We start from the raw sequence: 24,728 nt of genomic DNA, 5'->3' as shown, positions 1-24,728 counted from the left end.
GCCCGAAGCTCTCATGAAGCGCAGTAGAGCGGCCCCGCCAGCGGCGGCGCCGTCTCGATGAGCAGTGTTTAAGCGAATCAGGTTTCGGGTGTCAACAGCCGATTCGCATTTTGTTGAAAACGTCGATTCGTCCGCGCGACGGCCCCGGTTCTGTGTGGCATGTCTCCGGCATCCCAGCCGTGGCGGTCGGCCCTTACCTGTATTAGATTGATCGCGGACCAACGAAGCGGGCTGCCGAGCGGCCCCGGGTTCGCACTGCCTGAGCCGCGGCGCTTCAGTCGCGTAGAACCACGAACCGAGCCTGCGTGCCTTTCTATTCGCCAGGAATATGTCCTGCGGAGGAGCGCCATGTTCAACAGACGGCAAATGCTCAAAGCGGCGGGGCGCGCCGTGCTGGGGCTGGGGGTGGCAGTGGGCGAGGGCGCAGGTCTTGCTGCCTTCGCGGCCGAAACGGTGAGGCTACCCTTTGACAATGGCGAGCGGTCGCTCGTCGCTTATCCCGGCAAACGCCCGCTGATTGAATTGACGGCGCGCCCGCCCCAGCTCGAAACCCCGTTCGGCGTCTTCAATGACGGGCTTCTGACCCCGAACGATGCGTTCTTCGTGCGCTATCATCTGGCGGATATCCCGATCGAGATCGATCCGGACGCCTTCCGCATCGCGATCACGGGCAAGGTCGACAAGCCGTTATCGCTCTCGCTTCAGGAACTGAAGACGGGGTTCGAGCCAGCCGAGATCATCGCCGTGAACCAGTGCTCCGGTAACAGCCGCGGCCTGTTCGATCCGCGCGTCGCCGGCGGCCAGCTCGCCAACGGTGCGATGGGCAATGCACGCTGGAGGGGCGTGCCGCTCAAGGCTGTGCTCGACAAGGCGGGTGTCCAGGCCGGGGCGGTGCAGGTGTCCTTCGACGGCCTCGACGGGCCGATGATCCCCGACACGCCGGATTTCATCAAGGCGCTCGACATCGACCATGCCGGCGACGGCGAGGTCATGCTGGCCTACGCCATGAACGGCGAGGATCTGCCCTGGCTCAATGGTTTCCCGGTGCGCCTGGTGGTGCCGGGCTATTTCGGAACCTATTGGGTCAAGCATCTCCGCGAGATCGCTGTGCTCGACAAGGCCTTCGATGGGTTCTGGATGACGTCGGCCTATCGCATCCCCGCCAATGCCTGTGCCTGCACCGAGCCCGGCAAGGCGCCGACCGCGACCGTGCCGATCAACCGCTTCAGCGTCCGCTCCTTCATCACCAGCGTGCAGAACGGGGCAACGGTGAGGGCCAATGCAGATGTCATGCTGCGCGGCATCGCCTTTGACGGCGGCTATGGCGTCACCGATGTCGCGATTTCGCCGGATGGTGGGAAAACCTGGCTTGCGGCGACGCTTGGCGAAAATCTCGGAAAATACTCTTTCCGCGAATGGAAGGCAGCGGTCCGGCTGCCCAAAGGTGAGCATGTGCTGATGGTCAGGGCGACCAGCCGGATCGGCCAATCGCAGCCGATCGAGCCCTTGTGGAATCCGGCGGGCTATATGCGCAATGTCGTCGAGACGACGCGCGTGACGGCCGCGTGATGGAGGTGGTCATGACCTTGCGCTTCATTGGGGCGTCGGCTTTCGGGCTCTGCCTTGTCGGCGTGGCGTTGGCCGGGGTGGCGTTGGCAATGCCGAAAACCTATCAACTGCCCGCTGAAACGGCGGTGCTCAAGCCGGGCCCCGGTCCCGGCTTCGAGGCGGCGAAGAACAACTGCATGTCGTGCCACTCGGTCGACTACGTCAACTTCCAGCCGCCGAAGAAGGGGCAGGCCTTCTGGGACGCCGAGGTGCAGAAGATGATCAAGGTCTACCGCGCCCCGATCGACGAGGCCGATGCCAAGGCGATCGCCGAATACCTGGCCAAAACCTATTGAGGAACGAAGGGCCGCGCGTCTCGGTTGCGACGGGCCTGACTGTGATCCCGGCTTCACGATGCACGATCAAGCCGCGCAAAGACCCCGTCGCCGCCGCGTCCTCCAGAAACCCGGCACTCTGCCGGCAAAGCCGTCAATCCGGCAGTCGGACCGTGGCGTTGACGCGCTCCACGTCGCTGCGGGAGAGCGCGATATCTGACAATGCACGGTCATCCATGCGGTAGAGCGCGCGTGCGCTGGCTTTGGCGTTGAGCCAGGTTTCAAGACGGAGCAGCAGGCGCGACAGGCCGTGAATCGACGGTGCGGCAGGGAGTGGCAGAAGGTTTTCTATGGCTGGCCTGGTCGACATGACGGCCTCCCTTGTCTCAGGTTTCGCCAGCAAATCTGCTCCTTGCCTGGGGTCCAAGCAAATGCGAACTTCTTGGCTTCAGCCCAAGGTTTCCTTCGCTTCCCCATGACGCGCCGCCACCTTCCGCCCTTGACCTCTCTGCGCGCTTTCGAAGCCGCGGCCCGGCACCTCAACTTCGAGAAGGCCGGGGACGAACTCGCCGTCACCGCCAGTGCGGTCGGCCAGCAGGTGAGATCGCTTGAGGCCTGGCTGCGCCGCCCTCTCTTTACGCGCCTGCCGAGCAAGGGCGTCGCCCTGACGGCGGTCGGGGAACGCTATGCCGCGACCGTTTCGCTGCTGCTCGATCAGCTCAACGAGGCCACGGMGCGCGCCTTACGGCCTGATGCGCCCGGTATTCTGACTGTCAGCACATTGCCGACCTTCGCCCTCACTTGGCTGATCCCCCGCCTCGGTTCGCTGAAGGAGCGTCACCCCGATCTTGAGGTGCGCGTTTCGATCTCGACGGGTTTGACCAATTTCGACGGCGAGGATGTGGACGTGGCGATCCGCTCCGGCCGCGGCCYCTATCCCGGCCTGCGCTCGGACCTGCTGATGGAGGAGAATTTCTTTCCGGTTTGCAGCACCACCCTGCTCGGTGATCCCGACCGGCCCCTGCAGGAGCCCGCTGATTTGCGCCATCACACGCTGCTGCATGAGATCCCGGATGGAATACTCGATTATGTCACCTGGCCGCGCTGGCTGTCCGCGGTTGGGCTGCCTGACATCGATGCGACGCGAGGGCCGAGCTTCTCGCACATGTTCCTCGCCTTGCAGGCGGCCGCTTCGGGCCAGGGCATAGCCCTCGCCACCAATGTCCTGATCGGGGACTATCTTGATGCGGGTCGCCTCGTCCGGCCCTTCCCGCATCAGGTCAGAGGGCCACATCAATATTATCTGGTCTGCCCCGAGATCTCCGCCGAAAGGCCGGCCATTGCGGCCTTTCGGGCCTGGATATGGGGCGAAGCTGCCGCCCATCGCGCGGTGGTGACACCATGACCTGCGATCCCGGAAGGGCGTAGGCTGCGCCGCGATCCAGGGCGGCCGGAATGAGCGGATCGTCTCGCCGGAACCTGGCAAGCACCCTCTCGTCCAGGGGGACTTCGAATGCGCGCAACCTCGCGGCAATGTTGCTGCGTCAGGAGAGGCTKGGTCAAAGCGAGCCTGTCCTAGCCATGCGCATTCTCCTGGTGGAAGACGAGCCGGAAATGGCGGCGGCGCTCCGCGCAGCCCTGGCCCAGCACGACATGGTCGTCGACCATGTCACCACGCTGGCGGAAGGGGAGGAGGCGATCGCGACTGCGGCGCAYAGCGCAATTCTGYTCGACCGGCAATTGCCGGACGGCGACGGCCTGACGCTGATCCCGAGGCTTCGTGCCCGCAAGCAGATCGCGCCGGTGATCGTGCTGACCGCGCGGGGCGACCTCGGGGACCGGGTCAAGGGCCTGGACATCGGAGCCGATGACTATCTCGCCAAGCCGTTTGCGATCGACGAGTTGCTGGCTCGGCTGCGAGCCGTGCTCCGCCGTGCGCCGGTGATGGCTCCCGATCGGATACGGGCAGGGCGCCTCGACTATGATTGGCATGATCGCTGCGCGACCATTGATGGGGTTGGGCTCGATTTGCCGCGCCGGGAGCTGCTGGTGCTGGAGGCTCTTCTGCGCCGACGTGGGCGCACGGTGCAGCGTGCCGCGCTGGAGGAGGCGGTCTACGGCTTCGATGACGAAATCCAATCGAATGCGCTCGACATGCATGTGTCGAACCTGCGTCGGAAGCTGACGAAGGCGGGGGCCGGCCTCGAGATTCACGGAATTCGCGGCGTCGGTTATCTCCTCAAACACGCGGCATGACCTGGCCGCGCGCGCATTCGCTGAAATGGCGCCTCGTCCGGCGCCTCCTCGCGTTGCAGGCCGCGACGCTCTCGCTGCTCGTCGTCCTGGTCATCGGTGCGCTCTACCTCGGCGGCCATCTGTTCAATTTCGAATCCGAGGATGTGACGGTCGATGTGCTGAAGAGCGCGGTCACGCGCGATCCTGCCGGCAGGCTTGTCCTGCAAACGACGCCGGCGCTGGCGAAGCTGCGGTCGGATGTTCCCGATCTCTGGTTCATCGTGCGCGACCGGCTTGGCCATACGCTGACCGAGGGAGCTCCGCCGCCCCATTTCGCACGCATCGACGACGCGCTCGACGATGTCGGGGTTGCGAGGCTCGGCTGGAATCTTGGCGATCCCCCGCGCACGAATGCACTGATCCGCTGGGTCGATGGCGCCGCGGGGCAGATCCAGATTGCAACCGGACCGGGGGAAGAGGCGCCGCTGAGCTGGCTCGTTCAGGGGCTCCTGATCGTCTTCATGAGCTTCGTTCTTCCGGCCCTTGTGGTCATGGGGCTGGCGACGATCATTGCGACGCCCATCGTCGTGCGCAGGGYGCTTGCCGGCCTTGGAAAGGTAGCGGAGCAGGCCGAGCGGATCGATATCGAACGGCACGGCGAACGCCTGCCGACCGACGCCACCCCGAGCGAATTGACCCCGGTCGTCGCTGCGGTCAACCGCGCCCTGCAGCGGCTCGACGAAGGCCATGTGCGGCACAAGCGTTTTCTCGGTGATGCTGCACATGAGCTGCGGACGCCGATCGCGATTTTGCAGACGCGGCTCGATATCCTGCCGGATACGGCTCAGCGGGCGCGGCTTTACGAAGACGTAGCGCGGCTTGCCGTCATGGCGGAGCAGTTGCTCGACCTGCAACGGATCGATCACAGCACMAAGGATTTTGCCAGGATCGACGTCGTGACGATCGGCCGGCGTGTCGCCGCCGATCTCGCGCCGCTGGCGATCGCCTCAGGCTATCAGGTGGCCTTCGAGGCTGAGGCCGACCAGGTTGCAGCATGGGGCGACCAGTCCGCGCTTGAACGGGCGCTGGCCAACCTCGTGCAGAACGCAATCCAGCACGGCGGACGCCACGGCACGATCACGATCGCTGTCGGGCGCGAGCGGACGATCGAGGTCGCCGACGAGGGGCCTGGCGTGCCCGTCGATCAGCGCGACCGCATTTTCGAGCCGTTCTGCCGGCTGGCGCCGCGCGAGCGGGGAGCGGGATTGGGGCTGCACCTCGTCCAGGAGATCGTTCGGCGCCATTCCGGCCAGATCACCGCCCTCGACCCGGCCGCGTCCGGCGCGCGCTTGCGGATTACATTGCCGCCGCCCGCGGTTGATCCCTCCTGCCAGGGCATAATGCTGACATAACCCACGCGGGCGAGATGTCGCTGGCCAGCGAATGGTCACGCATCGTGCGGAGACGTTGTCGCGGCTGAGAAGGCCGGCATCGTTGAAAGCCTGTTTCCTGACTGTTGCTGCTCGCTGCGGGCGTGTCGCCAGAGCGCGGCGCCCCCTCTTGATGACGGCGATGCTTGCGCTCTGGACTGCAGCGTGTGCCGCGCCCGCCAACCTGCCCTCGAACGCGCCGCTAATGCATGATCCCGCTCCCGCAGTGCGGCTGTCTGCGGGAGTTCCGGCGCGCACCGGCGTGATCCTCGCATTCTCGGGCGGAGGAGCGCGGTCCGCGGCCTTCGGATATGGCGTGCTGTCGGCATTGGCCGAACAGCCGTCTCCGGGCGATGAGACGCGCAGGCTCGCCGACGATATTGGCGTGGTCGCCGGTGTCTCCGGTGGAGCCATTCTTGCCGCCCATCTGGCCCTGCACGGGCCGCGAGCCTTGCCCGAGTTCCGCCGCGCCTTTCTCGACCAGGACGCAGAAGCGTCGCTGCGCATGGCCTATACGCCCGAGAACCTGCTGCGCGCCTATCATGGCGGCGTGAATGATCTCTCCGGTCTTGCGGCCTGGCTGGATGCCAGCCTCTATGGCGGCGCGACGATGGGCGATCTCGGTCAACGCGGACGACCAAGGCTGCTGCTGCACGCGACGGATCTCTACAATCGGGCGCCGTTCCCGTTCGATCGGGCGAGCTTTCGCTCGATCTGCAGCGACTATGACCGCTTTCCCCTGGCGCACGCGGTCGCGGCCTCGTCCGCGGTGCCGGTCGCCTTCGCTCCGGTCGTCCTCCAGAATTTCACCGGGGACTGCCCCGTTGCCCGAAATGCGCCGGCCGCGGTCCGCCATCCTACCGGGAGCTCCGAGTTCGACAGGCATGTTGCGGAATCCCAGGCGCGATACGCCAGTGCGCCGGATCTCCGCTATCTCAAGCTGCTTGACGGCGGCCTCGTCGACAATCTTGCGGTGCGAAATCTCATCAGGTCGCTCAAGCAGCCTGCGCCGGAACCTCTGGGCATCGCTGCCGCGCGGCATCTCGAGCGCCTGATCATCATCGTGGCCGACGCCTCCACGCGTGTCGGTGGCGAGATGTCCAGCGCAGTCGAGGGCCCGACAGCGCCGTCGGCGATCGTTGCGGCTGCCGATGCGATGATCGATAGCGCCAGCCGGATGAGCCTTGACGCGCTGGAAGGGGAGGCTGCGCACTGGCGTGACCGGCTGGTTCGCTGGCGCTGCGGCAGGGCAGGAGCACAGGCCGGGTGCGGAAGGCTCGATGTCAGCGTGGTGCGGTTGTCCCTCGCGGATGTGAGCGGGCAGGCAGAGAAGGCTCACATTCTCCAACTGCACAACACGCTCAGCCTGAAATCCGGCGATGTCGATTTTCTCGCGGGCCTGGGGCGAACCTTGCTGCTCGGCAACGAAGGTTATCGCAGCTTCATCAAACCGGCGCGGCGCGATGGCCCGCCCCACGGCTGAATGCCTTCGGCAACAGCAGAGCCCGGCAATCCCAACCCGCCGTTTTCTTCTCTGCCGGCTCGCGCGCTGCGTCGTGGTGGGCCGGGGCCGCTATTGGCTGCGCTGCTGTCGCGCCGGGAGGGCCTTGATGGAGGGATGTCGGTTGGGTGCGAAGACGCCTACCCCCCCTGCTGCGCAGAGAGCTCTCCCCGCCGGCTATACCGAGCTGAGCAGAATGCTGGTTTCGCTGTTGAGGATGCCGTCGATGGTGCGGACTTCGCGCAGCACGCGATCGAAATCGCTGAGGCTGGAGGCGCGGATCTCTGCGATCAGGTCCCAGGTTCCATTGGTCGTGTGCAGCGAATGCAGTTCCGGCAGGCCGCGCATCTGCCGGATCACCGCGGTCGTCGAGCGGCCTGTGACCTCGATCATCATGATCGCCCGAATGGCCTTGTCGTCATAATCCTGCCGGGAGCGCACGGTGAAACCGAGCACCGCGCCCGACTCGATCAGCCGGTCGAGGCGGGTCTGCACCGTTGCGCGCGAGACGCCGAGAATGGTCGCGAGCTTCGAGATCGGGGCGCGCCCGTCCTCTCGTAGCGCTGCGATCAGGCGGTGATCGAGCTCGTCGAAGATATGCATGGCAATCTGTCTATTCGAAGTGAGCGATTTGATCGGTAAATTGCACATATCTGAACTTGTTCGCAATTCAGTGTGCAAATTGCATTGGCTAGAATGCCCTCCATTCCAGAAAATATCGCAGGAGGGCCGACCAATGGTTCAGTATGTAGGCGTCGAGAACATGGTTCGGCTGATCGCTGCCATCGGCATCGAGCCTTATCTGATTGGCCTTGCGGGCTACATCGAGGAGGATTTTCGGCGCTGGTCCCTGTTCGAGAAAGCGCCGCGCGTCGCCAGCCATTCTGCCGACGGCGTGATCGAGCTGATGCCGACCAGCGACGGCGAGCTCTACGGCTTCAAATATGTCAACGGCCACCCCAAGAACACGCGCACCGGCCTGCAGACGGTGACGGCCTTCGGCGTCCTCTCCGATGTCGAGACCGGATATCCGCGCCTGCTCTCCGAAATGACGATCACCACGGCGCTACGGACCGCGGCGACCTCGGCCGTCGCCGCCCGCTATCTCGCCCGTGAGGATGCCGCGGTGATGGCGATCATCGGCCTCGGCTCCCAGTCGGAGTTCCAGGCGCTGGCCTTCAAGGCGCTGAACGGCATCCGGCGATTGCAGGTCTATGATATCGATCCGGCTGCGACCGCGAAATTCAGGGCCAATCTCGCGGGGCACGGGCTTGAGATCGAGGTAGCGAGCAGCGCCGAAGCGGCCGTGCTTGGCGCCGATATCATCACCACCGTCACCGCCGACAAGCTCAAGGCGACGATCCTCTCCGACAACATGGTCGGGGCCGGCGTGCACATCAACGCGGTGGGCGGCGATTGCCCCGGCAAGACCGAACTGCAGCGCGACATCCTGCTGCGCGCCGATGTCTTCGTCGAGTTTCCAGAGCAGACCCGGATCGAAGGCGAGATCCAGCAGATGGAGCCGGATTTCCCGGTCACGGAGCTCTGGCGCGTGATTATCGGCGAGACCAAGGGGCGCCGCACCGAGGACCAGATCACCATCTTCGATTCCGTCGGCTTCGCCACGGAGGATTTTTCGGCCCTGCGCTATCTGCGCGATCAGGTCGAGGGCACCGACTATTATGACGAGATCGACCTCCTCACCGAGCCGGAAGATCCGCGCAACCTGTTCGGCCTGCTGAGCGCGCCGGTCGCTGCTCCTCGTGCGTTTCTCGGGGCGCGATGATGCAAAAGCTCTCCGTCCAGGCGGCGCGCAGCGTCGTGATGATCCGTCCGCATCACTTCAGCCCGAACCCGGCGACGGCCGCCGATAATCTCTTTCAGGGCACCGATGCTGCGCGCAGCGCCGCCGCCATCGCCGCCGAAGCGCATCGTGAAGTGACGCGTGCTGCGGCGCGGCTGGAGGAAGCCGGCATCGCCGTGCATCTCTTCGAGGACGAGGGCAACGCGACGCCGGATTCCGTCTTCCCGAACAACTGGTTCTCGACCCATTCCGGGGGCCATGTTGCGCTCTATCCGATGTTCTCGCCGAGCCGGCGCAAGGAGCGGCGGCACGACGTCATCGAGATGCTGAAGCATCGCTATCGCGTCCAGGACGTGATCGACTATTCCGGGCTGGAGCAGGACGGGGTCTATCTCGAAGGCACCGGCGCGATGGTGCTCGATCACATCGAGCGTGTCGCCTATGCCGCGCGTTCGAACCGCACCAACGAGGTGGCGCTGGAGCGCTTCTGCACGCATTTCAATTTCGAGCCGGTGGTCTTCGATGCGGTCGATGCGGCGGGCCGGGCGATCTATCACACCAATGTCCTGATGTGCGTCGGCACGGATTTCTGCCTGATCGGGCTGGCCACCATTCGCGATGCGGCGCGCCGGAACGAGATTGCGGAGCGACTGGCCCAGGGGCGCATCATCATCGATCTCGACCACGGGCAGATCAACGCGTTCGCCGGCAATGCAATCGAGCTGCAGGGCAGCAACGGTCGCGTCGTGGCGCTGTCGTCACGCGCCTTGCAGGCTCTGCGCCCGGAGCAGCGTGCGACGTTGGAGGGTCTTGCGACCCTGCTGCCGCTCGACGTGCCGACCATCGAACTCGCCGGTGGCTCGGTGCGCTGCATGCTGGCGGGCATCCATCTCGCAGCGCGCGGAGCGCTTCAAGCGGCCTGAGCCTGTTCAGCGCGTCTGTCTTCCGACGAGACCGCGCCATTCTCGATCGGATCGCTGCCAGGCGGCTGCCTGCTGTGGAGCCCCGGAGTGTCGCTTGAACCCGCTCAGACGCTACGTCAGCGCTAGATTAACCTGTCATATAAATTCCTGACTAAACTCACGGTTGTGGCTATTTCGGCGGCTGACGCAGCTGCTATGGATGTGCCGGACAAGTTTCCGTCGAATCTGACGTGATAGCGAGCTTCGCCATGCACCAGACAACCTCGCACCTTGCCACGCCGCGGGTCGACCGGGTGATGTTTTCCAGTGAGCGACCAGTGTTCCGGCGGCTGGTGACGCGCGGCGCATTGCTGGAGCTGGTCACGCTCGGCTTCTACCGGTTCTGGCTTGCAACCGATATCCGACGGCATTTGTGGTCGAATACCTCGGTCGGCGGCGACCCCGTGGAATATACCGGCCGAGCCAAGGAGTTGTTGATCGGCTTCCTGATCGCGATGGCCATTCTGGTGCCGGGCTATCTGGTCGGCTTCCTGGTGCCGCTCCTTCTGATCTCTTTTCTCGGTGGCCCCGAAGCCGGAGGAATCGACACGCTGGCCGGCATTCCGCTGTTCTTGTTCCTCTATCTGTTTTCACAATTCGCGCTCTACCGCGCGCGACGTTACCGGGTCACGCGCACGGTCTGGCGCGGATTGCGATTCGGGATGGGCGGATCGGGCTGGGGCTATAGCTGGCGCGCCGGATCATGGTCTCTGCTGGTCCTGCTGACCGCCGGACTGGCCTTGCCGTGGCGGCAGGCGGCACTCGAACGCTTCAAGATGCGCCATACCTCCTATGGTACATTGCAGGGCCGGTTCGAGGGAACCGGCAGCGACTTCTTCAAGCAGGCCTGGTTCCTCTGGCTTCTGGCCTTGCCGGCGGCGGTGCTCCTGATCCCGCTGCCGTTTCTCTATGGCGCGTACAAAGCGATCGAATGGCGCTGGTGGGTCTCGGGTATTCGTTTCGGTGACGTGGCGTTCCGCTCCGATCTCGAGCGGAGCGACTTGATCAGCAGCTATTGGAAAGTCGTCGGCTGGTCGCTCTTGCTGGTGCTCGTGCTGGGGCTGTGGTTGGTGGGCGTAACCGTCGGGGCAACCTACCTCTCAGGAGGGAGCGCGGAGCGCATTCGGGTGGCCATGCAGCATCCGCTGGTCTTGCTCGCTCTGGGGGTGGGCTATTTGGTGGCGGCGATCGCTTTCGGCGCGGTGGTCCGAATCTACCTCACCCGCGACATCTGGGCGAAGATCGCGGGACGGACGAGCGTGCTCAACCTGGCTGCTGCCGACGATGTCACCGGTCAGGGTGCTGCCGTTGGTGCGCTGGGCGAAGGCTTTGCCGACAGCCTCGACATTGGCGGCCTATGACGGGGTGCGACCGATCCCGCATCATGACTTCGAACGGGCAGTCCGAACATCCAGCCGTCTTCTTCGACGGCAGCTCCAACCGCAAGCGCCGGGTCGCGCTGCGGTTTTCGCGCAAGCTTGAGATCGCCGAGGATGACCTCGTCATCGCGTCCTGGCCCTATGACGACATTCGCCGGGCGGACGGACAAGCTACCCTGCGCTTGAGTGCCGTGTCGGCCCTGCCTCTCGCCCGGCTGGAGGTCGCGGACGAGGCGACGGCGCAGACACTGCTTGCCCGTTGCGGAGCGCTCGATCTCGCAAGCGGCGGCAGCCAGACCTGGCGCATCGTCGGATGGTCGCTGGCCGCCGCATGTTCGATCCTGCTGATCACGCTTTACGGCATTCCGCTCCTCGCCGACCGGCTTGCGCCACTGGTCCCCATAGCGGCGGAGAAGCGTCTGGGCGATGCCGTGGACAAGCAGGTGCGTGCACTCATGGGTGGCCATGTCTGCGCCCAGCCGGCGGGACAGCGCGCCTTCGCGAAGATGGTGGACAGGCTGAGGGAGGCAGGAGGCGTTTCCAGTCCGATGGAAGCGCAGGTTCTGTCATCGGCCATTCCCAATGCCGTCGCACTGCCGGGCGGCAAGATCTATCTGTTCGAAGGGCTGCTGCAGAAGGCGCAGAATCCTGACGAGATTGCTGGCGTGATTGCGCATGAGCTGGGCCATGCCCATCGTCGCGACGGCCTTCGCCAATTGATTCAAACCGGGGGCACGTCCTTTCTGATTGGCTTGCTGTTCGGCGATATCACCGGCAGCGGCGCAGTGATCTTTGGCGCCCGCTCGATCCTCGACGCGTCGCATTCGCGTGATGCGGAAAGCGGCGCGGATGATTTTGCGGTTGCGGCGATGACCGGGCTCGGGCGATCGCCGGCTGCCCTGGGTGAGTTCCTCGTGCGGATCACCGGCAGCGACAGCCGCGGCACGATCCTGGACAGCCATCCGCTCAGCGCCGAGCGGCTGGACCGCATGAAGCGCCTCGACCGCCCGACGACCGGACCGGCGATCCTCACCGATGTGGAATGGCAGGCGTTGAAGGATATCTGTGTCGGGTCCAAGCCCTGAACAGCACGGCGGGCGGGCTGTTCTGCCATTCGAACTGTCGCGGGAACGCTCCAGGATCGCGCCGCGATCAGGCCCTTCGATGGTCTCTCTGTCTGTTCAGCGCGTCTCGATGCTGGCGAGATAGGCGCGCAATTCCCGCTCTGGCCCATGCCAGGAGGCACTGCCCTTGCCCTGGAGCTCCGGGGCTTCCTTCCAGCCGGGCTCGATACCGGTCATGTCGGGCAGGAGATGGGCGATGCCCTTGTGGCAGTCGATGCAGGTCTTCTCCTTCGGAATCAGGAAGCGGCTGTGGATCTCGGCTGCCCGGCGCGTCTGCTTGGTGAAGTCCATCGCGACGGTGGAATGGCAGTTACGGCATTCCAGCGAGTCGTTTGCCTTCAGCCGCGCCCATTCATGCTTGGCGAGCTCCAGCCGGTGGTCGAGGAATTTCTGGCGTGTCGAGATGGTGCCGAAGATCTTGCCCCAGACCTCCTTCGAGGCCTGCATCTTGCGGGCGATCTTGTGGGTCCATTCATGGGGGACATGGCAATCGGGGCAGCTGGCCCGCACGCCTGAGCGGTTCGAGAAATGAACCGTCTGGGTCAGCTCCTGATAGACGTTGTCGCGCATCTCGTGACAGGAGGTGCAGAATTTCTCGGTGTTGGTGACCTCGAGCGCCGTATTGAACGCTCCCCAGAACATGACGCCGCAGATGAAGCCGCCGAGCGTCAGGAACCCCAGGGACAGATAGGCGCTGGGCCGGCTGATGACCCGCCAGAACCAGACCGCGAGGTTCCACGCGCGCAGGAAGAGAGCCTTCAGCTTGCCCATGTCGGCGCCCCGTTACCGCTTGCGGCCAATCGTGTTTGCGTCCTGGAACGTATTCGGCACCAGCGTGCGGGCGTCGGTTTGCTGAACATGGCAGGCGGTGCAGAAATAGCGCCGCGGGGTCACGTCCGAGAGCACCTGTCCGTCCCGGTCCTGGAAATGGGTGATGCTGATCATCGGGGCGCCGGAGCCCTCGGTGAACTCCCGCTTGTGGCAATCCATGCAGCGGTTGGTGTTCAGCGTCAGCTGATAGCCGTCGATCGAATGCGGAATGATCGGCGGCTGTTCCGGGTAGTTCCGCATGCGCCTGACGTCGTCGACGATCGGACGGTCGAGCGGCGGCACGTTGACGGCGCCCATCGGCGGCGCGTCGAGAGTGGTCTTGTTGATGAGCTGGCTGGCGTCGAACCATGGCACGAAGACGACGCCCTGGGGCATGCGGTTGCGCCCGCGCGTCTCGACCCGGGTCTGCATCTCGCCGCGGCGGGAGATCAGCCGGATCTCCGCCCCCTGGTTGAGCCCGCGCTTGCGGGCATCGTCCGGGTGCATGAAGCAGCGAGCGCCGGGGAAAGCCTTGAAGAGCTCCGGCACGCGCATCGTCATCGAGCCGGAATGCCAGTGCTCGAGCACCCGTCCGGTCACCAGCCAGAGATCATATTCGTTGTCCGGCGATTCCGCCGGCGGCTCGTAGGGCACGGCGATGATCCGCGCCTTGCCATCGGGGTTGCCGTAGAACTCGAAACCCTTGCCCGGCTTCACATAGGGGTCGAGGCCTTCGCGATAGCGCCAGAGAGTTTCCTTGCCGTTGACCACCGGCCAGCGCAGCCCGCGGACCTCGTGATAGGTGTCGAACGGCGCCAGGTCATGGCCGTGACCGCGGCCGAAGCTGGCATATTCCTCGAACAGTCCCTTCTGGACGTAGAAGCCGAAATGCTTGGCCTCCAGATTGCCATAGGCGGGGTCGACCTCACTTGCAGCGAAGCTGTCGACATGCCCATTCCTGAACAGCACATCGAACAGCGTCTTGCCGCGATAGTTGGGATTGGCATCGAGAAGGGCGGCCGGCCAGACCTCGTCGGTGGTGAAGCGCTTCGAGAATTCGACCATTTGCCAGAGGTCGGAACGGGCCTCCCCGGGCGCCTTGACGAGTTGGTGCCAGAAATGGGTGCGCCGCTCGGCATTGCCATAGGCACCTTCCTTCTCGACCCACATGGCGGCGGGCAGGATCAGGTCGGCGGCCATGGCCGTCACGGTCGGGTAGGCGTCGGAAACGACGATGAAATTCTCTGGATTGCGATAGCCCGGGTAGGTTTCCCCGGCACTGTTCGGCGCCGCCTGCAGGTTGTTGTTGACCTGGATCCAGTAGAAATTGAGCTTGCCGTCCTTGAGCATGCGATCCTGCTCGACCGCGTGATAGCCGGGCTTTTCCGGGATCGTGCCGGCCGGAATCCGCCAGATCTCCTCGGCGTGCTTGCGGTGCTCGGGATTCACCACAGTCATGTCGGCGGGCAGACGATGGGCGAAGGTGCCGACCTCGCGTGCCGTGCCGCAGGCGGAAGGCTGCCCGGTCAGTGAGAAGGGGCTGTTGCCGGGCTCCGAGATCTTTCCGGTCAACAGATGCAGGTTGTAGACGAGCTGGTTCGCCCAGACGCCGCGGACATGCTGGTTGAAGCCCATSGTCCAGARCGAGACGACCTTGCGCTTSGGRTCGGCATAGAGCTCTGCCAGYTSYTSCAGGAAGCCGGGCTCSACCCCSGTCAGCGCCGAGACYTTCTCSAGSGTGTAGTCCTTGACGAAGGCGGCATAGGCTTCGAAGTCGATCGGCGAGGTCGCGCCGACATCTTCGGCCTTCTTCGCCTTGACCTCGCGCGGATCGTCGGGCCGCAGGCCATAGCCAATATCAGTCGCGCCCTTGACGAAGTTCGTGTGCTTCTGGACGAAGTCCTTGTTCACGCGGCCGGTCGTGATGATGTGGTTGGCGATGTAATTGAGGATCGCCAGATCGGTGCCGGGCTTGAAGACAATCGGGATATCGGCGAGGTCGGCGCTTCGGTTGGTAAAGGTCGAGAGCACCGCAACCTTGACATGGGGGTGGCCGAGCCTGCGGTCGGCGACGCGCGTCCACAGGATCGGGTGCATCTCCGCCATATTCGAGCCCCAGAGCACGAAGGCATCTGTGGCCTCGAAATCGTCATAGCAGCCCATCGGCTCGTCCATGCCGAAGGTCCGCATGAAGGCGTAGGCGGCAGAAGCCATGCAGTGGCGCGCATTCGGGTCGAGATTGTTCGAGCGGAAGCCGGCGCGCATCAGCTTGGTCGCGGCATAGCCCTCCCAGATCGTCCACTGGCCGGAGCCGAACATGCCGAGCGCGGTCGGCCCTTTGTCCTTCAGGACCTGCTTGGCCTTGGCGGCCATGACGTCGAAGGCCTCGTCCCAGGAAACCGGCGTGAACTCGCCGTCCTTGGCGTAGACGCCGCCCTTCTTGCGCAGCAGAGGCTGCGTCAGCCGGTCCGCGCCGTACATGATCTTCGAGAGGAAATAGCCCTTCACGCAGTTCAGGCCGCGATTGACCTCGGCCTTCATGTCGCCATGGGTGGCGATGACCTTGCCTTCCTTGACGCCGACCATCACGCCGCACCCCGTGCCGCAGAAGCGGCAGGGCGCCTTCGACCAGGTGATCTCCAGCGTGTCGACGCCGCCGGCGACAGGCTGTGCTTCGGCGGGGAGACTCATATTGGCGGCGGCAGCGGCGATGCCCGCCGCCTGCGCCTTCAGCATCTCGCGACGGGATAGGGTCATGATCCAGCTCCAGTGTCGTCGAGGGCGATGATCTGTTCGAAGACGAAGTTTGCCGAAAGCACGCCGTCCATCAGTGCGATGCCGGTGAGCCTGCTACCCATCTCGCCGGTGCTCTCGGCTTCCATCACGATGACGATCTTGCCGTTCTCGACACGATGAACCTCGGTKCCGGGCAGGGCCTTGATCTGGCGCACGACCGCGTCGCAATGCTCCGGGAAGGCGGTGACGACGGCGCTGGAAATATGGATGGTGCGGGCCGCTTGGGCTTCAGGCATGGGCTGCCTCCGCCGCCGTGGGGCGCGTTCCGATGGCGGCGGCCGGGCAGGCCGCGATGCAGGCACCGCAGCCGGTGCACTGTGTGGTTGCCAGTACAGGCAGGGCAGGGCCGCCAAGGCGCGGTCGGAAACGGATCGCCGCTTCCGGACAGGCATCGCCGCAGCTCTGGCAAACGATGCCGCGTGCGGCAAAGCATGTGTCCCCGATCACGGCAACGTGCTGGAATCCAGGTCGCCCGCGATCGAAGACCGGCTCCGGGCAGGCTGCGGCGCAGGCGCCGCAGAAGCTGCATTCGCCGGAGCTGAAATCGATCTCCGGCCTCTGCCGGGCATCGAGCCTGATGATCGCTTGCGGGCAGGCGCTGACGCAGGCGCCGCATCCCGTGCAGGCGCTCGCGATTGTCTCTTCGAGGGACCAGGGTGGACGAATGACGTCCGGTTCCGAGGGAAGAAGCCCCTTCAGGAACCCACGTCTGCCGAGATCGATCCCGTGCTCTGCCATGGCCGGGCCCTCACCGTGGTGGGCCGGGCGGTCCGAAGACCAATTGCAGCATCCAGACCAGGAAACCATAGCCGCCGACGACGCCGACCGCGATGACCGGCCAGATCAGGATCGCCAGGACGATGAAGGCAAGGAACTCCTGCCGTCGCGTTGCAGGCCTGAATGTGGCCCCAGTTTCAGCCTTGGCACCATCGGACATCACGGTGACAGCTCCCGCGACTATGATTGGGCGCTGGTACCAACGTACCGGCCCACCGGATACCTTACATTCCTTCTAGGGAAGCTAGCGCCGCCTGTCGGCTCTTGTCGAGTTGTTTCATGCGGTCGATGGACCGCGCCGCACGCATGGATGGACGAAACCGGCGTTCTTCGCTCAGCTGCGATAGGCCGGCTCTTCGAGATCGAGGGTGCGCCTGATCGAGGCGAGGTGAAGCCTTGCCGATTCCGCGTCGCCTTCGCGCATCTGGCGACAGGCGGCTTCGGCGATCGCGGGCGCAACGGGCAGGACCTTGCGCCCGGTCGAGAGCGCCAGCGTCTGCACCTCGCAGGCGCGCTCGAGATAGTAGAGATCGTCCCAGGCCTCGGCGATCGTCGGAGCAAGCACCATCACGCCGTGGTGCTTCATGAAGACGATGTCGGCGTCGCCGATGGCGCCGGCAATGCGGTCGCCCTCGCTCTCGTCGAGCGCAAGCCCATTGTAATCGCGGTCTACGGCGGTCCGGCCGTAGAATTTCAGCGAGGTCTGGCCGGCGAAGATCAGCGGCTCGCCCTCCGTCATCGAGAGCGCGGTCGCGTAGGGCATATGGGTATGGAAGGCGACCCTGGCGCGGGGGAGCGCCTTGTGGATGCGGGCATGGATGTAGAAGGCCGTCGCCTCGGGCTGTCCCTCGCCAGCGACGACGTTGCCGTGGAAATCGCAGATCAGCAGCTTCGAGGCCGTCAACTCGCGGAAGGCCCAGCCATAGGGGTTGACGATGAAGAGGTCGTCATAGCCCGGCACCAGCGCCGAGAAATGGTTGCAGATGCCTTCCTCCAGCCCATGGCGCGCCGCCATGCGGAAGCAGGCGGCGAGATCGGCGCGCGCCTCCCAGACGGCGTCGGCGTCGAGGGCGGGCTGGTTCGGGCCGGGCTCCCTGAAGGGGGCGGTAGAGCCGGGTGTGAGGGAGTGGGCCATGGGGGAGCTCCGGATCGGCAAGCGGCAGGTGCGACGGGTGTTGGTCAGGCAGGGCGCAGGCGCTGCCGCGTGATTGCGGCATGGAAGCGTGCGCCATGGATGAGGCCGGCGTCGTCGAAGTCGTAGCAAGGATTGTGCAAGGGCGCCGAGGGGCCATTGCCGACGAAGGCGAAGCAGCCCGGCACATGGTCGAGGAAACGGGCGAAATCCTCCGAGCCGGTCATCGGCTCGCGCGCGGTGGCGACATTCTCCGCGCCGAACACGCCTCTCGCGGCCGTCAGGGCTTCTGCCGCCAGCGCCTCGTCATTCACCAGCGGCACGAATTCGCGCGTATAGGTCACCTCGGCCGAGACGTTATAGGCGAGCGCCGTTYCGTCCGTGATGATGCGCATCTGCTTCTCGATCTCGGCGCTGACCTCCGGCCGGAAGCTGCGGGCATCGCCGAGGATGCGGGCGAGGCCAGGCAGGGCGTTGCGCGTGCCGTCTGTGATGAGTTCGGTCACCGAGACGACGCCGATATCGGTCGGGCTGAGCCGCCGCGACACGATGGTCTGGAAGCTGGTGACGAGCGCGCAGGCGGCGATCAGGACCTCATTGCCGACATGCGGACGCGCCGCATGGCCACCGATGCCCTTGAGCACGATCTCGAAATTGTCCTCCGCCGACATGATCGAGCCGGCGCGTGTCTGGAACTGACCGACCGGCAATTCCGGCGCATTGTGCAGCCCATAGATCTCCTCGAAGGGAAAGCGCTCCATCAGCCCGTCGGAGAGCATGGCGAGCGCGCCTCTGCCCCATTCCTCGGCAGGCTGGAAGAGGAAGCGCACGGTACCGTCGAAGCCGCCCTCGCTCGCCAGCAGCTTTGCCGCACCAAGCAGCATGGCGGTATGCCCGTCATGGCCGCACGCATGCATGGTGCCGGGCGTTTGCGAGCGATGGGCGTGCTCGGCCTGCTCGCTGATGCGCAGCGCGTCCATATCCGCCCGAAGCGCGATGGCGCGGTTGCCGCTGCCGCGCTTCAGCGTGCCGACGACACCGGTGCCCCCGATGCCCTCGGCCACATCGTCGAGGCCGAACTCCCTGAGCTTGGCCGCGACGAAGGCGGAGGTTCGCTTCTCCTCGAAGCCGAATTCGGGATGGGCGTGCAGGTCACGCCGCCACCCCGTCATCTCGCGTTCGAGGGCGTTCGGGTCGAGCGTGGTCATGTCTCTCTCCACCATCGTGAAGCCGGGGGGCGGCCGCCGGGCGAACTGGCCTGGCGATCAGTCATGCGTCTCGCCGTCATAGAGCGTGGCGCGCATCGAGGGGCGTTCCGAGAAGGAGCTATACCAGTGGGCCAGCCGTGGCCGGCCAGGCTCGAAGGCGGGCAGCGCGCGGAATTCCAGCCATGAAAGGGCGGTCGCAAGCGCGATATGGCCGACATGGAGTGGCGCGTCGAAATCCGCCTCGCGTTCGAGAAAATCGTAGGATTCGACGAGTTTCGCCGTCATTCCCTCCGCCAGGGGCGCATACCGCAGGGCCTCGGGGCGGCGTACGGTTTCCCAGCGCAGCGCAATGCCAGCGTCGCACAGTCCCTGGGCGAGCGCCTGCACGCGAAGCGCGGACCATCTTGCCCGCCCACCCTGCGGAATGAGCCGGCTGCCGCCGTCGAGGCTCGCGAGATAGTCGCAGATCACGATCGAATCGAAGATCGCCTCGCCATCGGGGAGGACGAGGACGGGAACCTTGCCGAGCGGGTTGACCGCGAAGACGTCGTCGTTCCGGTTGGTCGGGCTCGTCTCCTGGTGGACGACGCGCAGCTGTCCGGCGAGACCCGCTTCATGGGCAAAGACCAGGACCTTGCGCGCATAGGGCGAATGAGTCTGGTAGATCAGGTCCATCGTTCGCGTCAGCTCTGATGCCGTACTCATTTGCGTGCCTTGCCAAACGGGATGATGAACCGGACTCGTCGAGAGCGCAGTCATGGTCTGCCTCCAACGGGCGCGCTTTGCGGCGCTGCGAGGGATGCGAAACTCATGTGCGCAACCGCGGAGCGCTGGCTGCGACGCCGATGAGCAGCGTCGCGACGACCAGGAAGGCAATGGGCAGGCTCGCGACTTGGGCGATGGCACCGATTGCCGCGGGGCCGACAAGGATGCCGGCATAGCCCAGTGTCGAGATCGCGGGCACGGCGATATGCTCGGGCATCGCGTTCTGTCTGCCGATCGCCGTGTAGAGAACCGGCACGATATTCGAGCAGCCCGCCCCGACGAGCGCAAAGCCGGCGAGGCCTGCCAGCCAGGATGGTGCAAGCGTTGCGAGCACGAGACCTGCCGCTGCGCAGAGGCCGCCCCAGACGATGATGCGCTGGGGGCCGAGGCGGTGCACGAAGCGGTCGCCGGTCAGCCGGCCGATCGTCATGGTGCTGGCGAAAGCMGCATAGCCAAGTCCCGCATAAGCGGCATCGACCCGGCGCAGATCGGTCAGGAAGACGGCACTCCAGTCGAGCATGGCGCCCTCGGCCAGGAAGACGACGAAGCAGAGCACGCCGATGAAGAGCACGATGCCGTGCGGAATGGCGAAGGCCGGGCCTTCGCCCTTGCCGGCATAGGGCAGGAGCCCCGAGGCCGCCCAGGCCATCGCGGCAAGGAGGATCGCGACGACGACGAGCGTGGCGAGGAGCGGCGTCGCACCCAGCATCAGGAGCCCGCTGGCCCCGGCCGCTCCGGCGATGCCGCCGAGACTGAAGAGACCGTGAAAGCCGGACATCATGCTGCGCCCGCTGGCTCGCTCGACGATCACGGCCTGGATGTTGATGACGCAATCCAGCGAACCGATTCCGGCTCCGAAGACGAACAGTGCCAGGCCGAGCAGCGGCAGGTGCGCGGCGGTCGCGAGAGCCGGGAGCATGAAAGCGACGAGCAGCACCGCGCTAATCAGCACGCGGCGGCAACCGAACCGCGAAGCCAGCGCGCCCGATAGCGGCATGGCCAGGATCGAGCCGGCGCCGAGGCAGAGCAGCAGCAATCCGAGCGCGCCATCGTCGAGAGCCATGCGCAGCTTGGCATAGGGCACCAGGGGTGCCCATGCGGCGATGCCGAGCCCGGCAACGAAGAAGGCGATGCGGGTCGCGGCCTGCTCCGCCCGTCCCGGCGCCTTTCGGGCCTCGATGGCGATGCGCGCGTTCATCGTCGCATTACTGGGCGGCTCGTGCCGGCAGGCCGGTCAGTTCGGCATAGCGTTCGGGATCGGTCGCGCCCTCGGTATTGATGACGAGAACGCGGGAGGTCGCGTCGAGGCCAAGCTGCTTCCTGACCGTGGGATCAGCCGCAACCCGGATGACGCCGGCCAGGCCGACACCACCGCTTTCGCCGGAGACGATGGCGGGGTCCTTGCCAGCGGGCCGCGCCAGCCGGTTCATCACCGCGATGGCATCCTCGTCCTCGACGGTCATGAAGCCGTCGGCGACGCGAGACAGGACACGCCAGGCGATAGGCGAGGGCTCGTAGCATTCGAGCATCGCCATCACGGTCGGTTCGCCATGAACGACCTTGACCGGATGGCCGGCCTTCGCCGTCTCGAAGATGCAGGCCGCGCGCGCAGGGTCGACCACCACAAAGACGGGACGCTGGTCGCCGAGCGCATTGGCGAGATAGCCCGCAGCCGCAGCGGCAATGCCGCCGACGCCTGCCTGCACGAAGACATGCGTGGGCGGCTCGGCGAGTTCACGCAGTGCTTCGCGGATGATCACCGTATAGCCCTGCATCACCAGCCCGGGGATGCGTTCATAGCCTGGCCAGGAAGTATCGGAGACGACTGTCCAGCCCTCCTTCTCCGCGACGCGGGCGGCTTCCGTGACCGAGTCGTCATAGGTGCCCTCGACCCGGATCATCGTCGCGCCGAAGCGTGCGATCGCCGCGACACGTTCGTCGCTGACTCGGGCATGCACGAAGATCGCGGCCATCGCCCCGGTGAGCTGGGCGCCCTGTGCGACCGAACGGCCGTGATTGCCGTCAGTGGCGCAGGCGACCGTCATCCCCGCCGCTACGGCCCGGACCTCGGGGCTGTTCAGCTCGGCGATATCGACTGGCCGCCCGAGCTTCCTGCTCGCCTCCTCCAGCACCAGCCGGAAGACGGCATAGGCGCCGCCAAGTGCCTTGAAGCTGCCAAGGCCGAGGCGATGGCCTTCGTCCTTGACGTGGATCGCACGGACCCCGAGCTCGGCGGCCATGGCTGGCAGGGCATGCAGCGGTGTCTCGACGTGGTTCTCGCGATAGCTCAGATGGCGCTCGACCTCGGCGGCCGCGGCGATGCTCAGGGTCTCGGCATCGATCGGATCGAGCGCCTTGCGACGGTCGGGGTGGTGGTTGGGAAGAAACATCGCCGCTCCTGCGCGCTGGTACAACGAATGGATATTGCAATCATGGCGAAAAGACCGCTGTGTTTGGTCCCCTGAAATGCAAGTTTGTTTCGTTGGGCGCTCCTCTTGACCCGATCCCCTTCGCCAGCAGTCACGCTGGACAATTTCGACCTCGCGATCCTGCGCATCCTGCAGCGCGACAACACGACGCCGCAGCGTGTGATCGGCGAAGCGGTCAACCTGTCCGCGCCCGCCGTCCAGCGCCGGATCAAGCGCATGGAGGAGACGGGTGTCATCCAGGCCAATGTCGCGCTCGTCGATCCTACCCGGCTCGGACAGGCGATCACCATCTTCGTCGAGGTGGAGCTGGAAAGCGAGCGTGCCGACCTGATCGACGCCGCCAAGCAGGAATTCACCGCAGCACCTGAGGTGCAGCAATGTTACTACGTCACTGGCGAAGCGGATTTTGTGCTCGTCATCCTGGTGCCGAGCATGGCGGCCTATGAGGCGCTGACGCGCCGGCTCTTCTTCGGCAACAACAATGTCAGGAAGTTCCGCACCTTCGTCGCGATGGACCGCGTCAAGGTCGGGCTCGCGGTTCCGCTGCCGGAATAGTCTGCGGCAGACTCCGCTTGCCGAACGCCGCCATCCCGGATTTGGTGGGCCCTCCAGGGATCGATCGTGGGCGCAGCATGGTTTCGACGAGGCGCCGCAAGGCCGAGGGCGGGGACGGGGACCGGGAGGTGCTCAACCTTGCGGGTTACCTGCCCTATTTCCTGACGACGATCTCGAACACCTGGTCGCGCAGTTCGTCCCGCCTCTATCTCGATCTGTTCGGCGTCGGCGTCACGGAATGGCGCATCATCTCGCAGCTCGCGATCGAGCCTTGTATCGTGGCGCAGCGCATCTGCGAGGTCATCAGCCTCGACAAGGGGGCGGTCAGCCGCGCCGTGGCGGCGCTGGTTTGGGCCGGTCATGTCCGCGAACATGCGGATAGCCGCGATGCGCGCCGGCAGGTTCTGCAGCTGACGCAGAGTGGCTACGAGCTGCATGACCGCCTGATCGCGGTTGCCCTCCAGCGCGAGAACCTGATCCTGGCCGATTTCTCCGCCGAGGAGATTGCCGGGCTGACCGCCCTGTTGCGGCGGATCCATGCGCGGCTGCCCGAGCTGCGCGAATTTTCGCCTGATGATGTCACCGAGGCGGCGGCTGCGCGTCGTTGACAGGGGGGCGGMGGCAAGACTACCTGCGGCCAGGCAGGAGACCTCATGTCCAATTTTACCTTCGCGCCTCTCGCCATTCCTGGTCCCGTACTGGTCCGGCCGCGACGTTTCGGCGACGACCGCGGCTACTTCATGGAAACCTATAGCCGCGAGCCTTTCGCGGCAGCTGGGATCGCGCCGGATTTCGTTCAGGACAACCAGTCGCGTTCGGCGCAGGTCGGCACCGTTCGGGGCCTGCATTATCAGACTGCGCCCGCTGCCCAGGCCAAGCTCGTGCGCGTGCTCAAGGGCGCGATCTTCGACGTCGCTGTCGACCTCCGGCGCGGCTCGCCGCATTACGGGCGCTGGTGCGGGGTGCTGCTCAATGCGGACGGTGCCGAGCAACTCTTCGTGCCGCACGGCTTTGCCCATGGTTTCTGCACGCTCGAACCCGGCACCGAGGTCGCCTACAAGGTCGACGCGCCCTATGCGCCGCAGAGCGAGGGCGGCTTGTTCTGGGCCGATCCGGCGCTTGCCATCGACTGGCCAGTGGTAGCCGGGGCCGCGACACTGTCCGAGAAGGACGCGAAGCTGCCCGGTTTTACCGGTTTTGCCAGCCCCTTCGTCTATGAGGGCGCCTGAATGACGCGGTTTCTCATCACCGGCGGCGCCGGTTTCATCGGCTCGGCTGTGGTCCGGCACCTTGTCGCCGAGACGCCGCATCAGGTGCTGGTCGTCGACAAGCTGACCTATGCCGGCAATCTCGACAATCTGAAGCCGGTCGAGACCACTCCGCGCTACGCCTTCCTGCAGGCGGATATCGGAGATCTCGCCGCCATGCGCGAGGCCTTTGCGTCATTTCGGCCCGATATCGTGATGCACCTTGCGGCGGAAAGCCATGTCGACCGTTCGATCGATGGGCCGGGCGCCTTCATCCAGACCAATGTCGTCGGAACCTTCGTGTTGCTCCAGGCGGCGCTCGACCATTGGCGAGCCCTGCCGCAGGACGCGAAGGCCAGCTTTCGTTTCCACCATGTCTCGACCGACGAGGTCTTCGGCTCGCTTGGCGCGGAAGGTCTGTTCAGCGAGACGACACCCTATCAGCCGACCTCGCCCTATTCTGCGTCGAAGGCCGCTTCCGACCATCTCGTGCGTGCCTGGCACCACACCTATGGGCTGCCTGTCGTGCTCTCCAACTGCTCGAACAATTACGGGCCCTATCACTTCCCGGAGAAGCTGATCCCGCTCGTCATCCTGAACGCGCTTGAGGGCAAGGAATTGCCGGTTTACGGCGATGGCGGTCAGGTACGCGACTGGCTCCATGTCGAGGATCATGCACGCGCGCTTTGCC

General features: G+C 65.3%; 26 protein-coding genes. 14 read left to right on the top strand and 12 right to left on the bottom strand.

Features of this window, described 5'->3' with window-relative positions; genetic code table 11:
• Positions 1-348: 348 nt before the first annotated feature.
• Positions 349-1,569 (top strand): SorA family sulfite dehydrogenase catalytic subunit, encoded by a 1,221-nt coding sequence (gene sorA / locus AC1DJT_RS24955; protein WP_476770659.1) that lies wholly within the window; start codon positions 349-351, stop codon positions 1,567-1,569.
• Between the two features lie 11 nt (positions 1,570-1,580).
• Positions 1,581-1,904, top strand: a complete 324-nt coding sequence (gene sorB / locus AC1DJT_RS24950; protein WP_476770658.1) for a SorB family sulfite dehydrogenase c-type cytochrome subunit — start codon at positions 1,581-1,583, stop codon at positions 1,902-1,904.
• Between the two features lie 133 nt (positions 1,905-2,037).
• Here the strand turns inward: sorB and AC1DJT_RS24945 are convergent, their stop codons facing one another.
• Positions 2,038-2,253, bottom strand: a complete 216-nt coding sequence (locus AC1DJT_RS24945; RefSeq protein WP_069877934.1) for a DUF1127 domain-containing protein — start codon at positions 2,251-2,253, stop codon at positions 2,038-2,040.
• 105 nt (positions 2,254-2,358) lie between these two features.
• Here AC1DJT_RS24945 and AC1DJT_RS24940 point away from each other — a divergent pair, with 105 nt between their 5' ends.
• The 4 genes from AC1DJT_RS24940 (at position 2,359) to AC1DJT_RS24925 (ending at position 7,031) form a co-directional block, all read left to right on the top strand.
• Entirely contained in the window at positions 2,359-3,288 is a 930-nt protein-coding gene (locus AC1DJT_RS24940) for a transcriptional regulator GcvA (RefSeq protein ID WP_476835080.1), read from the top strand.
• A 176-nt stretch (positions 3,289-3,464) separates the two neighbouring features.
• A complete protein-coding gene (locus tag AC1DJT_RS24935) occupies positions 3,465-4,139 on the top strand; it encodes a response regulator (RefSeq protein WP_476835079.1) in 675 nt (224 codons plus the stop codon).
• Positions 4,136-5,530, top strand: coding sequence for a sensor histidine kinase (locus AC1DJT_RS24930; protein ID WP_476835078.1), 1,395 nt, complete (start codon positions 4,136-4,138; stop codon positions 5,528-5,530). The genes AC1DJT_RS24935 and AC1DJT_RS24930 overlap by 4 nt, the downstream gene beginning before the upstream one ends.
• Positions 5,531-5,681: 151 nt before the next feature.
• Complete coding sequence (locus AC1DJT_RS24925; RefSeq protein ID WP_441509000.1) at positions 5,682-7,031, top strand: patatin-like phospholipase family protein; 1,350 nt, start codon at positions 5,682-5,684, stop codon at positions 7,029-7,031.
• A gap of 195 nt (positions 7,032-7,226) precedes the next feature.
• Here AC1DJT_RS24925 and AC1DJT_RS24920 read toward each other — a convergent pair whose 3' ends face one another.
• On the bottom strand, positions 7,227-7,652 hold the full coding sequence (locus AC1DJT_RS24920; protein ID WP_043242225.1) for an Lrp/AsnC family transcriptional regulator: 426 nt from the start codon (positions 7,650-7,652) through the stop codon (positions 7,227-7,229).
• A 133-nt stretch (positions 7,653-7,785) separates the two neighbouring features.
• On the opposite strand from AC1DJT_RS24920, the gene AC1DJT_RS24915 reads away from it, so the two are divergent.
• The 4 genes from AC1DJT_RS24915 to AC1DJT_RS24900 all read left to right on the top strand — a co-directional run bounded on the left by AC1DJT_RS24915 (position 7,786) and on the right by AC1DJT_RS24900 (position 12,279).
• Positions 7,786-8,835 (top strand): ornithine cyclodeaminase, encoded by a 1,050-nt coding sequence (locus AC1DJT_RS24915; protein ID WP_441508999.1) that lies wholly within the window; start codon positions 7,786-7,788, stop codon positions 8,833-8,835.
• The gene (gene ctlX / locus AC1DJT_RS24910) at positions 8,835-9,776 is read left to right on the top strand and encodes a citrulline utilization hydrolase CtlX (RefSeq protein WP_441490407.1); all 942 of its coding nucleotides are present in this window, start codon (positions 8,835-8,837) and stop codon (positions 9,774-9,776) included. Before AC1DJT_RS24915 ends, ctlX begins: the two co-directional genes overlap by 1 nt.
• A gap of 248 nt (positions 9,777-10,024) precedes the next feature.
• Positions 10,025-11,176, top strand: a complete 1,152-nt coding sequence (locus AC1DJT_RS24905) for a YjgN family protein (RefSeq protein ID WP_476768878.1) — start codon at positions 10,025-10,027, stop codon at positions 11,174-11,176.
• A gap of 23 nt (positions 11,177-11,199) precedes the next feature.
• Positions 11,200-12,279 (top strand): M48 family metallopeptidase, encoded by a 1,080-nt coding sequence (locus AC1DJT_RS24900; protein ID WP_476835077.1) that lies wholly within the window; start codon positions 11,200-11,202, stop codon positions 12,277-12,279.
• A 96-nt stretch (positions 12,280-12,375) separates the two neighbouring features.
• Here the strand turns inward: AC1DJT_RS24900 and AC1DJT_RS24895 are convergent, their stop codons facing one another.
• The 10 genes from AC1DJT_RS24895 to AC1DJT_RS24850 all read right to left on the bottom strand — a co-directional run bounded on the left by AC1DJT_RS24895 (position 12,376) and on the right by AC1DJT_RS24850 (position 22,196).
• Positions 12,376-13,089 carry a cytochrome c3 family protein gene (locus AC1DJT_RS24895; RefSeq protein WP_441490404.1) on the bottom strand — a complete coding sequence of 238 codons (714 nt, stop codon included), beginning with the start codon at positions 13,087-13,089 and terminating at the stop codon, positions 12,376-12,378.
• A gap of 12 nt (positions 13,090-13,101) precedes the next feature.
• On the bottom strand, positions 13,102-15,885 hold the full coding sequence (gene napA / locus AC1DJT_RS24890) for a periplasmic nitrate reductase subunit alpha (RefSeq protein ID WP_476835076.1): 2,784 nt from the start codon (positions 15,883-15,885) through the stop codon (positions 13,102-13,104).
• Complete coding sequence (locus AC1DJT_RS24885) at positions 15,882-16,160, bottom strand: chaperone NapD (protein WP_441509137.1); 279 nt, start codon at positions 16,158-16,160, stop codon at positions 15,882-15,884. Before AC1DJT_RS24885 ends, napA begins: the two co-directional genes overlap by 4 nt.
• Positions 16,153-16,662, bottom strand: a complete 510-nt coding sequence (napF, locus tag AC1DJT_RS24880) for a ferredoxin-type protein NapF (RefSeq protein ID WP_441509141.1) — start codon at positions 16,660-16,662, stop codon at positions 16,153-16,155. Before napF ends, AC1DJT_RS24885 begins: the two co-directional genes overlap by 8 nt.
• A 10-nt stretch (positions 16,663-16,672) precedes the next feature.
• Positions 16,673-16,861 (bottom strand): periplasmic nitrate reductase, NapE protein, encoded by a 189-nt coding sequence (napE, locus tag AC1DJT_RS24875; RefSeq protein WP_441507466.1) that lies wholly within the window; start codon positions 16,859-16,861, stop codon positions 16,673-16,675.
• A 174-nt stretch (positions 16,862-17,035) separates the two neighbouring features.
• A complete protein-coding gene (locus tag AC1DJT_RS24870) occupies positions 17,036-17,836 on the bottom strand; it encodes an aldolase (RefSeq protein WP_441507467.1) in 801 nt (266 codons plus the stop codon).
• A gap of 44 nt (positions 17,837-17,880) precedes the next feature.
• Complete coding sequence (locus AC1DJT_RS24865) at positions 17,881-19,041, bottom strand: M20 aminoacylase family protein (RefSeq protein ID WP_476835075.1); 1,161 nt, start codon at positions 19,039-19,041, stop codon at positions 17,881-17,883.
• A gap of 57 nt (positions 19,042-19,098) precedes the next feature.
• Positions 19,099-19,716 (bottom strand): glutathione S-transferase family protein, encoded by a 618-nt coding sequence (locus AC1DJT_RS24860; RefSeq protein ID WP_441507539.1) that lies wholly within the window; start codon positions 19,714-19,716, stop codon positions 19,099-19,101.
• Positions 19,717-19,849: 133 nt separating this feature from the next.
• A complete protein-coding gene (locus AC1DJT_RS24855; RefSeq protein ID WP_441507469.1) occupies positions 19,850-21,004 on the bottom strand; it encodes an MFS transporter in 1,155 nt (384 codons plus the stop codon).
• A gap of 7 nt (positions 21,005-21,011) precedes the next feature.
• Positions 21,012-22,196, bottom strand: coding sequence for a diaminopropionate ammonia-lyase (locus tag AC1DJT_RS24850; protein ID WP_441507470.1), 1,185 nt, complete (start codon positions 22,194-22,196; stop codon positions 21,012-21,014).
• Positions 22,197-22,301: 105 nt separating this feature from the next.
• Here AC1DJT_RS24850 and AC1DJT_RS24845 point away from each other — a divergent pair, with 105 nt between their 5' ends.
• The 4 genes from AC1DJT_RS24845 to AC1DJT_RS24830 all read left to right on the top strand — a co-directional run.
• Entirely contained in the window at positions 22,302-22,790 is a 489-nt protein-coding gene (locus AC1DJT_RS24845) for an Lrp/AsnC family transcriptional regulator (RefSeq protein ID WP_441507471.1), read from the top strand.
• 77 nt (positions 22,791-22,867) lie between these two features.
• Positions 22,868-23,398, top strand: coding sequence for a MarR family winged helix-turn-helix transcriptional regulator (locus tag AC1DJT_RS24840; protein WP_441507472.1), 531 nt, complete (start codon positions 22,868-22,870; stop codon positions 23,396-23,398).
• A 45-nt stretch (positions 23,399-23,443) separates the two neighbouring features.
• Complete coding sequence (gene rfbC / locus AC1DJT_RS24835; RefSeq protein ID WP_441507473.1) at positions 23,444-24,019, top strand: dTDP-4-dehydrorhamnose 3,5-epimerase; 576 nt, start codon at positions 23,444-23,446, stop codon at positions 24,017-24,019.
• A partial coding sequence (locus tag AC1DJT_RS24830) for a dTDP-glucose 4,6-dehydratase (RefSeq protein WP_476835074.1) occupies positions 24,020-24,728 on the top strand: 709 nt, incomplete at its 3' end.

Source organism: Allobosea sp. 05T422_2 (assembly GCF_056396265.1).
Note: the sequence above shows the minus strand (reverse complement) of the source record. Positions and strands in the feature narration are given on the sequence as shown.